Annotated in this window: 10 protein-coding genes; 3 read left to right on the forward strand and 7 right to left on the reverse strand. The window is 48.4% G+C overall.

The features are described 5' to 3' along the window. Nucleotides 1–61 precede the first annotated feature (61 nt). From OIK42_RS12415 to ffh, 5 genes are all read right to left on the reverse strand, one after another. Complete coding sequence (locus OIK42_RS12415) at nt 62–1282, reverse strand: phosphoenolpyruvate carboxylase (RefSeq protein ID WP_273640951.1); 1221 nt, start codon at nt 1280–1282, stop codon at nt 62–64. Then, nucleotides 1279–1914 carry a condensin complex protein MksE gene (locus OIK42_RS12420; RefSeq protein ID WP_273640953.1) on the reverse strand — a complete coding sequence of 212 codons (636 nt, stop codon included), beginning with the start codon at nt 1912–1914 and terminating at the stop codon, nt 1279–1281. Before OIK42_RS12420 ends, OIK42_RS12415 begins: the two co-directional genes overlap by 4 nt. Continuing rightward, nucleotides 1911–5600, reverse strand: a complete 3690-nt coding sequence (locus OIK42_RS12425; protein WP_273640954.1) for an ATP-binding protein — start codon at nt 5598–5600, stop codon at nt 1911–1913. Before OIK42_RS12425 ends, OIK42_RS12420 begins: the two co-directional genes overlap by 4 nt. Before the next feature lie 221 nt (nt 5601–5821). Next, nucleotides 5822–6613 (reverse strand): hypothetical protein, encoded by a 792-nt coding sequence (locus tag OIK42_RS12430; RefSeq protein WP_273640956.1) that lies wholly within the window; start codon nt 6611–6613, stop codon nt 5822–5824. 214 nt (nt 6614–6827) lie between these two features. Then, the gene (gene ffh / locus OIK42_RS12435) at nt 6828–8210 is read right to left on the reverse strand and encodes a signal recognition particle protein (protein WP_273640957.1); all 1383 of its coding nucleotides are present in this window, start codon (nt 8208–8210) and stop codon (nt 6828–6830) included. A 170-nt stretch (nt 8211–8380) separates the two neighbouring features. Between ffh and OIK42_RS12440 the strand changes: the two genes are divergently transcribed. Further along, the gene (locus OIK42_RS12440; protein ID WP_273640959.1) at nt 8381–9175 is read left to right on the forward strand and encodes a cytochrome C assembly family protein; all 795 of its coding nucleotides are present in this window, start codon (nt 8381–8383) and stop codon (nt 9173–9175) included. Between the two features lie 80 nt (nt 9176–9255). Next, nucleotides 9256–10548, forward strand: a complete 1293-nt coding sequence (locus tag OIK42_RS12445; protein WP_273640961.1) for an HlyC/CorC family transporter — start codon at nt 9256–9258, stop codon at nt 10546–10548. On the opposite strand, the gene OIK42_RS12450 is transcribed toward OIK42_RS12445, so the two are convergent. Both OIK42_RS12450 and sixA read right to left on the reverse strand, forming a co-directional pair. Continuing rightward, entirely contained in the window at nt 10538–10714 is a 177-nt protein-coding gene (locus OIK42_RS12450; protein WP_273640962.1) for a hypothetical protein, read from the reverse strand. The two genes, OIK42_RS12445 and OIK42_RS12450, sit on opposite strands and share 11 nt — an antisense overlap. 114 nt (nt 10715–10828) lie before the next feature. After that, complete coding sequence (gene sixA / locus OIK42_RS12455) at nt 10829–11341, reverse strand: phosphohistidine phosphatase SixA (protein WP_273640963.1); 513 nt, start codon at nt 11339–11341, stop codon at nt 10829–10831. A gap of 156 nt (nt 11342–11497) precedes the next feature. On the opposite strand from sixA, the gene OIK42_RS12460 reads away from it, so the two are divergent. Then, nucleotides 11498–14245 carry an insulinase family protein gene (locus OIK42_RS12460; RefSeq protein ID WP_273640964.1) on the forward strand — a complete coding sequence of 916 codons (2748 nt, stop codon included), beginning with the start codon at nt 11498–11500 and terminating at the stop codon, nt 14243–14245. Nucleotides 14246–14265: the final 20 nt, after the last annotated feature.

The raw sequence follows: 14265 nt of genomic DNA on the forward strand, positions 1-14265 counted from the left end.
TTGTAAATAAAAAGTTTAAATAAATATTTATTATGCCGGTATCGCTTAAAGAACCGGCAACTTATCGCAACCCAAGTGTAACGTCGTGAATAATAAAATTACCGGTATAATACTCATCAGGATGACCAACCGGATCAATGGCGAAGAAATGTTTATCGTCATCATCCAGCGCCTGATAGCCGCCTATTACCTGATACAACCACACCTCAGGATCAAACTCTAATTGTCTGGCACTAAAATAATCGAGCGCCGACAATGCCTGGCCGTTGTCGATCACTTCACAGAAATAGGCATCGACCTCGGCCTGCAGCGGATCGAGTGCTAAATCCACCGCCTGTTGCTCGTTCACCTCAATGCTTGAAGGTTTGGCTTGTTTATTGTCTGCCGGTTTGCGCCGGTAAACAGAGCTGAGAGAGGCAACAATTTGCTGTAATTCTTGCTCATGGGATACCTGATTCACATCGATACTGGCCGGCTTCAGCATGGCATCAGACTGATTAAACAATATTGGCACCTGGGTCAGGTTGGGGTAATTACCCGGTACAAAATCAGGGTGGTGCTCCATATGCAATAAAAAGCCTTTAAGCAGTCGGGTGCGGCCCTGAAACTCCCGAAAACGACCCAGTAAGTCCAGCAGGCGCGCCTGGGCAACCGAGAGTTCCTGGGTGGCTTTAGAAAAGTTTTGTTGGAGCGCAACCACTAATAAATGGCGTAGCTCGCGGTTACTGCCGGCAATTTCGCTCAGTTCATCGAACCTGAAACACTCAAGTTGTTTTAATAACTCTGACACCTGTCCCTGCGCCAGTTCATTCTCACGTATTTTGGCATCAACCGATGACACATAGCCAAACTCATTGTTAATCCGGCTAAACATTACCCTGACACTATTCGCCAGCGACTCGGTGAGTTGATACACATGCTCGGTAAGATCTGTCATATAGGCATGCGCTTCGTTAAAGCGATTGTAATGCAAGGCCTCTTTGTAGTGCTCAGCAATAGTTTTTAAGCTTGCCAGCGCCGTGCCAATGTTGGCGTCAATATTACGGTTACGTTCATCCTGCAGGCCATTCTCCAGCAAATTACGCACGGCACTTTTGAGCCGCAGCGCACTTTGTGGGTCAGGCCGCCATAAAATCCCCAACTGGGTCAGTTGCTCGAGTATTTTGCGGCTGAAATTGGCCTCCTCCACGGAGCCATTCACATAGGCATGCATAATAAGATCGCTATGCCGTCCGAGCGCATTTAAAAAGCGATTACCGGCTTGGATCAGCGCCTGGCTCATAACAGGTTACCTTGCTGAATTGCCGCTTCTGCTTGTTCCGACAGTGACAACGACTCGGTTTCATCAATAAACCGTATCACTTCAAACAGGTGCTCAACTTTACCGGTTGCCAGGTAAATTTGTTTTTCTGGGTTAGGCTTTATTAAGTAGCCTAAATCCGTGAGTTTTTTAAATACCTGCTTTAATTGTCCGTCGAGGTTAACACTGGTAGAGCCAAACAAACGATAGCGGGAAATTTTTTCCAGTTGCTCACTGTAAGCGGGGGTATCTTCTATCACGCTTTGCAACTCATTTAAGCGAATAGCATTGCCCATAGTAAGCGGCATATCCGACTCACTGGCTTGCTGCACTAACAACAACCATTCAACCAGCGGTACCAGGCTCGAGGTGGTTTCCTGAAACTGTTGCTGGAGAATTTTGCGTTCGTCTTCGCCGAGGGTTAAATAGGCGGCAAAAAACACCTCGCCCTCGCCGGTGGTCGACAATGTGCGGTTTAGCAGATTTAAGTGCGGCTCGAGCTTAGTGGCGTTATCGCGGCTTTTTAAAAACCGCCAGCTGTCTTCGTCACTGACCTGACAAATAAACTGGCCATTAAGTAAGGCGCTGAGTACTTTACCTTGTTCTGTCATCATGCGTTGGTCACTCCCTGCTGAGCCTTACGGGCCTGAATTAACGACGACAGGTTACTGCTCTTAGGCTGCACGACCTGTAACTGCTTGGTTACCTTGTCAATCAGGTAACGATTTTGGAACAATTTAAGCACATCGGATTCGGGGTTAGGAAACGCTCCCACCACCGAGATATTATTGCTCTGACAGGCGTCAAAAATTTTCTTAACATTACTTTGGTGCAGCGTGCCTAATTCGTCGATAGGCCAGTGAATTACAGCCTGTGCATTGCCCCGCAAGAGGCGCGTGAAGGCAAGCAAAAACTTACATAAAATCAAATATGCCATGCCATGACTGGATGACTCATTAAGCTGACGGTCGGTACGAATAACCAGATCGCTGTTACCTTCCCGAATATGCAGTTCGATATCCAGCAATTTACTGATCCCCCCGGTCAGCGCTGCGCGTCCCAGAATGTCCAGCACCCGGCGCATGCTTTGCCCATACTCATCGTCGGGTAACTCATGCGCGCCCTCCTCCAGCCAACTGTCGTAGAGACGTCTGAATTGCTCCAGTTCCGGCCAGAACTCCAATTCACTGATGCGTGAGCGGATTTTAACGGCAGAGTCTGACACCCCTTCTAAGAATAACTCGCCATCGACCTCTTTACTGATACGCCGGCTCTGGCTCACTATGCGCTTATCGATATCTGCCAGCACGTAATAATACTGACTTAAATCAGCCCCGAAAATACGCCCCTGCTCGCGCAGACCCTGGAGTTTTTGCGGCACAATCACGTTCAGCAGCTGCGCTAAATGCCCGACCATTCGGCGATGGTCGATACCTTTCACCCCGTGGGCATTGATCACCGCACATTCCTCGCGGGCACGTTCCCAGGTATCCGACAGCCCGGTGCCTGCCTGCGCCGCAATTAACTGATCGAAGCGTTCCACATAGTTACGAATATCGCTCAGCAGCTCTTCGCGTTCTTTCAGCAAGGCCTGGGCGCGTGATAACCGCTGGGTAATACTCAGTTCATCGTGTTGCCACTCACTGACAGCGTCGACGGCAGGCAAACTGTGTTTGCTCAGCGTTTTAGCCAGTCCATCGACCTGGCCTAACTGTTCGGTAGCCACCGTGAGAAGTTTTTCAAGGGCCGACTGCTGGCCTTTAAGGGTTTCCCGGGTTTCCTTAAATTGTACCTGTAGTTCATTAAGCTCACGCTCCGCATCGCTTAAGGTTTTACGGGACTTGGTCAGGCCCTGCTGCCAGGTAACCTTTTGACCGGTAAATACGGTTTGGTACCAACGCTCGTAATCGGCCACTTTATGACGCTGTGTTTCTGTTTTGTATATGGAATCTTTGAGCGCTTTGACCTGTTTCTTTAACTGGCCAATTTCATCCACATCGAGGCCGCGCTGATTGAGTTCGTTCTCCAGCCATTTAGCCATTTCGTCGCGGTCATTGGCGGCGGATGCTTTGGCTTGTTTAATTTCGCCATCAAGCTGGGCTAACCGTGCGTCGCTGTCGGCAATTAACTGTTGCCAGTGGAAGCTGTGTTCGGTCACGGCTTCGCGCTGTTGATCCTGAATATTGTCGCGATCCAGCTCAAACTGCTGTTGCAGCTTTTTTTGTGCAAGCTGGTTGCTTTCTAACTGGCTTTTGGCGCGCTGTTTGCGTTCTTTGAGCGCATGCTGATATTCACTTAGTACCGACTCTTTGTCCTGGGTGGCGCGTTTACGGGCCGCTTCGGCGCTACGAACAGCGTTGTCCTGGCGGGTCAGCGCAAGTTCTGCCACGCGCACCGCTTCGTTACATTTTGCCAGTTCAGCCTCACAGGCGTTTTGGACGTCGAGAGCCCTGGCAAGCGCCGCTTCTGACTCTTTCAGGCTGTCTTTTAAATCCTGTTCGGTTTTAGCATACGCCGGGGCATCGATATGCTCCAGCGCCAGTTTAACGCCAAACATTGCGTCGCTGTTATCGGCCGCAGCGGGGTGCAAATCAGTACGGTCGAGTAATTCAGGGCGAATTAAACGACCAATAGAACCTTCCCACTCATTCACATTGGCGCGCAAAAACTCCAGCAGAGAACCCTCTCCCGGATACAGCAGTGCATTTACGTCATCAACCTGCTGTTCGGCTTTGCGGTGCTGATTACGGGCTTTTTCGAGGGCCTGATTAGCGCTATCGCGCTGTTGTTGGGCTTGCTTATATTCACTCTGACTTTGTCGGTACTGCGAGCGCACGGTGTCTTCGCTAATGCTGGCTTCTTTTATCGCCGCATCGAGTAGCTCTAACTGCGACTGCTCAAACTCGTTGTAGCCGGCATTCGCCAGTGCCGCTTTGGCTTGTGCTTCGCTGACCTGTAATTCATTGCGTTTATTCTGGTAGGTATCGCTAAGTTGCTGTACCTGATTTTCGTAGTCAGTTTTTATATCCTGTAGTGCCTGACGCTCTTTCTGTTGCTGTTCACTGCGTTTTTCTGCGGCTTCCTGACGCGCCTCAGAAAGCTCCTCTATTTGTGCACTCAGGGTTTCGCCAATTTCGGCAACACGGCGGTTATAGGCCGACTCAATATCCTGATGCTGCTCAGTGAGCAAGGTGTAGCGACTTGATACCAGTTCCAGTTCGCGCTGCCACTGTGGCAGTTTGCCAACATCCTCTTTAAGCTGTTCAATGTTTTGCTCCTGCCACTGGTCAAACTCTCGCTCCACCGCATCCAGCTCTGCGGTATACTTTTCTACATCGGCGCGCGACGCGGACACTTGCTGATTTAACGTATCCCGTTGTTCGCTCCACGTGGCATCGTTGTGTTTTTTCTGGTGCAGCACATCGTCGAGTTGCTGACGACTCTCTTCAACCCGTGCGGTAAGTTTTGATTTGTCCAGGGCGAAGGCCTGATTGATCGCCGCCAAATCATTCTCGGCATCCTGCAATGCCATATTCGCTTGCTCAAGACGGGTGAATTCAGGGCGGATTTGATCAAACGCACGGATCAGGTGGCACTCACGGATCCAATCATCGACGCGGTTGCGCGACAAACTTGAGGTAGGCGGCTGTACTCCGTCCTCTTCCAAAATAGCGGCAATCATGGCTTTTATGGTTTCCATTTTGCCTTCTTTGGAATGCACCGCCTTGGCCAGCTTCTCAATATGGCGTAAGTGCTCACTGGACTGACTCAGGCTAAACACTTTTGCGTAACCTAAAAGCTCGCGAGCACTGCTGCTTTGATTCAATACACCCTGGTCATTTTGAATTACCGCGCGGAAATCTTTGGTTGTGAGCAAGCTCGACACAATCACATTGTTGCGTTTCATTGCGCGGGCAATTTCCGTTGCCGACAATGACCCGTGCTGACCACTTTTTTGTTTGTACAGGTAGTCATCGAGTTCGAATGCTTTGGCGATAAACCGGTAATTAACCCCGGTGCCATTAGAAGACAATACCGCCTGGCATAGTTCGCCATCAGCACGACTGTATTCATAAATAATAAACGACGACGTACGCGGTAAATACCAACGTTCAAAGCTGTCGCGCGTGGCCGGCACTACGCGGCTTGGATATTCACCATAGAATACCGGGATCAGGCGTTGTAAGGTGGTTTTACCTGAGGCATTGGTGCCGCAGATGTTGGTGTGCCCGTCGAGTTTAAGTTCAACGACGCCCGGTAAATGGGTGTCGATTAATACGATGCGTTTAAGACCGGCCATAAGATTCCTGTTACTTTATTAGATCAATCTTCGCCATGTTTGTCTGATTGGGTAAATGAGAATCCGCTCCCGGCGCTGCTTGCGCTGGGTGAACTGCACGGCGAAATTAGCGCGTCAGTTTATTATGAATTCGTGTTGTTGCACAGTTTTGCAGGGCTCAGTTTTGAATTCCTGAAGAAAAACCGCAACAATCGTGTATTAAATGAACAGGCAAAGCGTATTTATGGGTTTTCGGGTAGCGTATTGAGCCAGAATTGCTGATTTGCTCTGTACTCAGGATCATCCATTACGTCATCAAGTACCGCGTCGATAGCATCTACTGCACGTTTTCCCCAGTCATTATTAGTGCAACCAATGGCGCCATAAACTGACTGCGCGCCGAACTCTGTAGTAGGCAAATACCGAAGCGACTGATTATTTTCTTTAATTGAAAAATAGCGAAGTACACCCGGATAATCCAGCGTGTAATGAATTCGACCCAGTTCAATTTGCTGGAGCAAGCGAAGTGGCGCAAACACTCCCGGTAAGGCGAGTACGTTGCTGGCCCCCTCATGCTGGTCAATAATCGTTTGTAAAATATCCGGGAAACGCCGCGCTTCGGCAACCCCGAAGATCAGCGATTGATTGTTGAGCATTGCTTTTAGCGAGATAGCTTGCGGTTGGTCCGGATATACCTCGCTTAAAAGCGCTTTACTCAGGATAACTCCCAACGGCGGGTAAACTGTGGTTTTGCGGCTATAAACAAAACGGTCGCTATCCTGGCGCTTAATCATACAGGGGAAGCACAAGTTTTCGGAGCTCTCAATCAGTCGCTCAATTCTTGACTGCGGATAAATATCGATAGTGGTGCTCAGCGGCACCAGTTTTTCATTTAACTTATCGACCAGTACGTCACAAAGCCCGAGGCCGGAATAACGCCCCTCAAGAATATGAAAGGGGGGAGACGGGTTTTTAATCCAGCGAATGTCCGCCTGAGGCTTTATAACCGACGCCTCTGCGAACAGAAAGTTCATTCCAGAGCACACACTCATTGTAATCGCTATGATGAGTGAGGCTAAGCAATTTGTTCTTTTCATTTAACGAAAAGTAACCTGGTTTCAATTTACGGATTTAGCGAGTATAAACGTTACCTACATCTTTTGTACCCGGTGACCATCAATATTTGTGATGGTGCCGGACTACGTAAACGCCGAGCAGATCAAAACAACCTGCTCGGCGTCCGGTGCGTTAGCGGGGCGGGAACATTCCACCCGGGCCGCCACCACCGGGGGGCATCATCCCCTTCATCTGACGCATCATTTTCTTCATGCCGCCGCCAGACATCTTTTTCATCATCTTTTGCATTTGGGTAAACTGCTTAAGCAAACGGTTTACGTCCTGAATTTGGGTACCCGAGCCTGCAGCAATACGGCGTTTGCGAGAGCCTTTAATCACATCAGGGCGTTCCCGTTCGCCCGGTGTCATGGAATTAATAATGGCTTCCATCTGGGTAAACTGTTTGTCGTTAGCCTGATCTTTGATTTTATCGGTCATGGCGCCCATGCCGGGCAATTTATCGAGCATGCCCATCATGCCGCCCATGTTGCGCATTTGCTCTAACTGCTCTTTAAAGTCCTGCAAATCAAAGCCTTTGCCTTTTTGTACTTTTTTGGCCAGTTTTTGTGCTTTGTCTTTGTCAACTTTACGCTCTACTTCCTCAATTAAGCTGAGCACGTCGCCCATGCCCAGAATACGTGAGGCAATACGTTCAGGATGGAAAGGTTCCAGCGCGTCGAGCTTTTCGCCCATACCGATAAATTTAATCGGCTTACCGGTAATTTTTCGTACCGACAGCGCCGCACCACCACGGGCATCACCGTCTGCTTTGGTGAGGATCACGCCGGTTAATGGTAACGCTTCGTTAAACGCTTTAGCCGTGTTAGCGGCATCCTGACCAGTCATGGCATCGACCACAAACAGGGTTTCCACCGGTTTCACCGCCGAGTGCAGCGCCTTAATCTCGTCCATCATGTCGCCGTCGACATGCAGACGACCGGCGGTATCTACCAGCAGTACATCGTAAAATTGCTTGCGGGCTGCTCCAATCGCATCGTTAACGATATCGACTGGCTTTTGCATAATGGTTGACGGAAAGAACCCTACCCCGACTTCTTCAGCGAGGGTTTCTAACTGCTTGATTGCCGCCGGACGGTAGATATCCGCACTGACCACCATGACTTTCTTCTTTTCGCGCTCAGTCAGGTATTTGGCCAACTTACCTACCGAGGTGGTTTTACCCGCCCCTTGCAGACCTGCCATCAGCACTACCGCTGGCGGCTGGGTGGCCAGATTGAGCTTTTCGTTAGCCTCGCCCATAACCGCTTCAAGCTCAGACTGAACAATCTTGATGAAGACCTGTCCTGGCTTAAGGCTTTTAGACACCTCAGTGCCGACTGCACGGGCTTTTACCTGACTAACAAATTCTTTTACCACCGGCAGCGCAACATCGGCTTCAAGCAACGCCATGCGAACTTCCCGTAGCGTATCTTTGATGTTGTCTTCGGTTAGTCGTCCACGCCCGCTAACGTTGCGTAACGTCTGGCCAAGGCGTTCAGAGAGATTCTCAAACATAAATCAATCACCTGATTTGAGTGTAATGCGCGCAGTATACCGAAATTTACGCCTTTTACGTAGGGGGGAATTGACCTTTTATCGTATTCAAGAAGACATCGGGTTAAATTCTCTGTTATTCTCTGCTCCTAATTGATCTTTATTAATCATCAACAGGTTATATACGACAAATGGCTACCTTGTTTGCGCTGCTGGCGGTTGTTGCCTATTTATTCTCAGCGATTTCGGTAACGGGGCGATTTTTTCACAATCAGGGACCCAATCGCATGCTGGCGCTAAGCGTGGCAGCACTGGCAATTGTTTGTCATTCTCTGTTTTTGGGTGAGGCAATTCTGGCAGCGCAAAGCGGTCAGAATTTAAGCATTACGAATGTGCTGTCACTCGTCTCCTGGCTGATCACTTTATCGATGCTGATAAGCAGCAGTTTGCTGCCAAATACCATTTTATTGCCGGTGGTCTTTGGCTTTTCGGCCTTTACAGTGCTGGCCTCGCTATTAATTCCGGTGCAGCACATTATGCAGATTGCCATGCGGCCAGGCCTGATTATTCATATTTCGTTGTCGTTGTTTGCCTATGGCACATTAGTCATTGGTTTTTTATACGCCGTACAGATGTCCTATATCACCCATCAACTTAAACATAAAGGCGCCGGTCTGTTGCATTCTTCGTTGCCGCCCTTAACGTTGGTGGAATCGATTTTATTTAAATTGATATTACTCGGCACTATTTTACTCGTGGTGGCGCAGTTAAGCGGGTTTGTTTTTCTTGATAATATGTTTGGTCGCGGATACATACACAAAACCGTATTGTCAATTGCCGGTCTTTTGGTATTTGTGCTTTTGCTCATTGGCCAAAAACTTTGGGGCTGGCGCGTAAAACAAGTCATTACTCTGACAGTAGTAGGCGTTATACTATTGTCGCTAGCCTATTTCGGTAGTCGCTTCGTAAGTGAAATCATTCTCTAACCGGATACGGCTAATTAACACTTGAAACCGCGTAGCTGACTGTCTACATTGGTTGTTTATTAAAAATAAGGTACCCCTCGTTGGAAGAGATTTCTACCAGTGCACTGCTGATTGCACTGGGCATTTTGATTGCGTTGTCAGCCTACTTTTCCAGTTCTGAAACTGGAATGATGTCTATTAACCGCTATCGCCTCAAGCACCAGCAAAGTGCCGGGCACCGGGGTGCCCAGCGGGTATATAAACTGTTAGAGCGCCCTGATCGCCTGATCGGGCTTATACTGATTGGTAACAATCTGGTTAATATTGCCGCATCGGCAATTGCGACCATAATCTGTACGCGCTGGTTTGGTGAATACTGGGCGGTATTTGCAACCACCATCGGCCTGACCTTTATACTATTAATTTTTGCCGAAGTAACGCCCAAAACCCTGGCCGCGCTCTACCCCGAAAAAATCGCCTTCCCAAGTTCGTTGATCCTGACGCCGATGCTGGTGGTGCTGTACCCCTTTGTGGCGTTTATTAATGGCATTACCAACGGCATATTAGCGATTTTACGTATTCGTCCTCAGGACGGTGGCGGCGACTCATTAAGCCGTGAGGAACTGCGCACCGTTGTGTACGAAGCTGGCTCGATGATTCCCCAAAAACACCAGGACATGCTGGTGAGCATTTTAGATCTGGAGAATGTGACTGCCGAAGATATTATGGTGCCGCGCAGTGACATTGTTGCCATTGATATTAATGATGACTGGAAAGACATCCAAAAACAGCTAACCCAATCACAGCACACACGCGTTCTGCTGTATCGCGATAGTATCGACGATGCAGTGGGATTTGTGCACATGCGCGATGCGCTGCGATTACTGTCTAAAGATCAATTTACTAAAGCAACGCTGCTGCGGGCTGTGCGCGAAATTTACTTTGCGCCGGAGTCGATCCCATTGCATACACTCATGTACCAGTTTCAGGTAGAGAAAGAGCGTATTGCGCTGGTGGTTGACGAGTATGGTGATATTCAGGGTCTGGTGACACTGGAAGACATTCTGGAAGAAATCATTGGCGACTTTACCACCACGACACTGCCTGATCACAGTAAAGAAGTTTCTATTCAGCAAGATGGTAGTGTACTCATTGATGGCAGCGCGAATATTCGCGAGCTAAACAAAGAGATGAACTGGGAATTCCCCACGGAAGGCCCGAAAACCCTTAACGGTCTGATTCTGGAATACCTTGAAGAGATCCCCGAAAACAACGTCAGTCTGAGACTTGCCGGCTACCCAATAGAAATCATTGATATTAATGAGAACATGATAAAAACAGTCCGTGTAATACCTGACTATTACCGACAGGTTAATAATCCGTCTAACGAGTGACCTTGCGTCTGGCCAGGGCTTTCGCTTTGGCCGCGGCAACCTTATCCGACAAATCGCTTAACTTGCTCATCAGTTGAATGAGCTCGTCATTTTGTTGCAAATCAGCATCTTCGATATGCTGCTGCAAGGATTTGCGCAATTGTTCTGGAATCGACTGGCCTGACATGTCTGCTCATGGATTATGGACTCTACAAGCTATTTATCGGAACCTTGCAAGTTTTCTAAAGAAGATTATGCGTAATAATTGTGGATGCTTATGATCCACCACGACAAAACGTGATTATCGCCCCTGAAAATGTTGTTCTAAAACGCCTTTGCGCTGTGACACCGAATAGCGAACTACCGCCACCGATCCTGTCGAAAATAATGACATTTGTTCAGTACTACACAACTCATCCAATAAAAAGGAAACAAAGGGCATATGACTGACCACCAACAGCGGCCGACCTGCTGCGGACTGTAAACTTTGTTGGGCCAGGACGTCGATGTAATCGTGAGCTAACTTTACATTGCCATCAGGCGTAATATCACTGCATATTTCAAAGTGTGATGCCTGCAGAATACCGGCAAGTTCCTGGTATGATTGTCGGGTTCGTTTATACGGACTCACTAACACAGTGGCCAGTTGCCGATCGTGACAATAGGATGATGTCAGCCAGTTGCATGACAGGCTAATCTCAGCGCAACCCTGCGAGGTTAATTGCCGGTCCTTATCATTAATAAGCAAAGATTCTGCCTCACCGTGCCGCATGATGAAGATAAAAATGTCGTCTTTGCTACTTTGACCTGACATAACATTGCTAATATGATGAAAATATGGAAATGTACGATAACAAAGGTAAACGCCCGCGCCTAGTCTTAATCTGCAGTACTTAGATTACGCATTGTTAGTTTAGCCAAAAAATATTGCGTTTGTCGAAATAATACACTGATAAATAAGACGATCACTTTGAATATAATCCAGGACTTAAACAGTACTGAATCACTTGTTCTCGACAACGGTCTACGGGTACTCGTCATTCACAAACCAGACATCGACAGCTGTTGTGTGTCTGTAAGCGTAAAAGCAGGCCATTTTTTTGATCCTCAGGAATGCCCTGGGCTCGCCCATCTGTTAGAACACATGTTGTTCATGGGTAATAAACACCATCCTAAGCCAAATGGGGTCAATGAGCTGGTTGAACAAGCTGGTGGCGCAATAAATGCCTGGACCGGCACCGAGTTTACCAATTATCACTTTCAGGCTCAGGCTCAGGCCCTCCCCCAGCTATTACCGGCGTTTGCCGCGATGTTATATGCGCCCCTGTTTGAGACTGCGAAAATCGCCGCCGAGATCCGCTCTATTGATGCTGAGTTTAAATATAAGCGCAAAGATGATTTACGGCGCCTGTACCAAATACACAAAGAAACCGCTAACCCTGACCACCCATTTACTAAGTTTTCAGTAGGCAACGAAGAGATTTTCAGCCGTTTTAGCTTAGCTGAGCTGCAAACCTTGCTCAGGCAGTTTCATACCGGGCATTATTGCGCCAAAAATTTGACGATGTGTATTTATTCGCCTTTCAGCGCTGCGCAAGTGGCGGCATGGCTCACCGACAGTTTTGGTCAGATATCACCTGGTGAAGCAGCAACCATTGATTTGCCTGCGCTTTATACAACTGAGCAATTGGGCGTACAAATTAATATCAAACCTCTGCAGGCTGCCCGTCGCTTAATTGTGACCTTTGCCTTGCCAGCATTACAGCTCGAAATCGACACCAAACCACTGGATTTTATAAGTCATGTGTTGGGAGACGAGGGGTCAGGGAGTTTGTTTGCCTACCTGAAAGCGAAAGGCTGGGTGACTAATTTGATCGCGGGCTCAGGTATCGAAGGACAAACCTTTAAAGATTTCAATATTAATTTACAACTGACCGAGTCCGGCCTGAACTATCAGGATGACATTGTAAATGCCATTTTTTATGCGTTACAACTGCTTCTCAGTGCCTGTGACGAAACCTGGCGCTTACAGGAAAAAGCGAAGCTCAATCAATTAGCCCGCCAGTATGATGACTCCCATAAGCCGTTACAGGCCATCAGTGACCTCGCTGAGTTACACCAGTATTTTGACTGGCAGGATATTGCCAGCGCCTGTCAGCGCGAAGCCCTGACCCAACAAAGCTTAGCACAGGCACTCACTCACTTTACGCCGCAGAACCTTCGGCTCAAAGTCATTGCACCGGAAATACAAACCAATAAGCAGTGCGCTTATTATGATGCTGAATATGCAATGCAGCCCATAAGCGAAGCAAAGCTGGTCAGTTGGCAACAGCCCAGGCCAGTTAAGGCAATCTATTTACCTCCGGCCAATCCGTTTATTGGTGATAGTTACAGTTTAAGTAAACCGGAGCAAAAGTTCGCCCTGCCTCAGCCTGTTGTCGCCACCAAAGGCATGGACTTCTGGTTTTGTCAGGATCATCAGTTCGCCTTACCTAAGGGCGATATTTTTGTCTCTTTTGACGTACCGGCGCTGGCTCAGAATATTCACCAGGTTGCCGCCAAACGCTTATGGTTAGCGGCAGTTAACGACTACCTGCAGGGTCAGTTTTATCGTGCCGAAATTGCTGGCTTACACTACCGTATCTATGGCCATCAGGGCGGATTCAGTTTACATACCCGGGGGTTCAGTGCCCAACAAGGGCAGTTAGTTAACCGCCTGATTGCCGCTATTGGGGATTTTTCACCCGACCCGCAGACCTTTCATCAGGTCCAGCAGGTACAGTGTCAGAGCCTGCATAATTCGCTGTTGAACAAGCCTATCAACCGCCTGTTCTCACGTCTCAGCGTGTTAATACAGCGCAATACGCATGCGCCTATCGATATGCTCGATGCCGTAGCGCAGTGCCAGTTTGACGATATAAAAGTCGTGCGTGATCGGGCATTTGATTATTACCATATTGACGGGCTTATTCACGGCAACTGGTCTTCCGGTGCTGCCAACCGCATCATTGAGTCAATCCGCGCGCAAACACCCAGCGCCATTGCGCCTCCGCTGCCACGCCCGGTGGCAAATTTACCCTTGGGTAAAACGCTGTATCACGAGGTGGTTTGTGAACACGATGATGCTGCGATAGTGCTGTTTTTACAGGCACCCAGTAATGATGTATGGGATGTCGCCATGTGCATGGTATTGGAGCAGATGCTGGCCGGGGCTTTTTTCAATACGTTGCGAACAGAGAAACAACTCGGCTATATCGTCGGCACGGGTTATGTCACCCATAACCAGCATCCCGGTATCGCATTTTACATTCAAAGCCCGAACAACTCTCCGCAGGTGTTATTAGAACACATTACGGCATTTTTACATCAGCAAACCAGCGAAAAGCCATTCTATGAAAACTACTGGCCACATATTCAACGCAACTTATTAAAGCAACTACAGGATGCCGATTTGAATCAGTCGATGCGTTCGCAGCGAATATGGCAAAGTCTGGGGGCAAACGACCCTACCCTTAACCATAACTTAATGATTGCCAGCACCATCGAGACTATGCAATTTACCGATATTGAACGATACGCCAATGATATGAGCATAAATCAAAGCTTTAAACAGTTAGTGCTGTCTGCACCAGGCAAATTCCCGTCAATATCAGCTTCGCCCGAGGCGAGCATCGCCAATATTGCTGACTTTAAATCGAAAGTTGAGTTTTACCTTTGAGCAATATGCAACCACTTAGA

The sequence above is a fragment of the Alteromonas gilva genome, from assembly GCF_028595265.1.
Taxonomy (GTDB): Bacteria; Pseudomonadota; Gammaproteobacteria; order Enterobacterales; family Alteromonadaceae; genus Alteromonas; species Alteromonas gilva.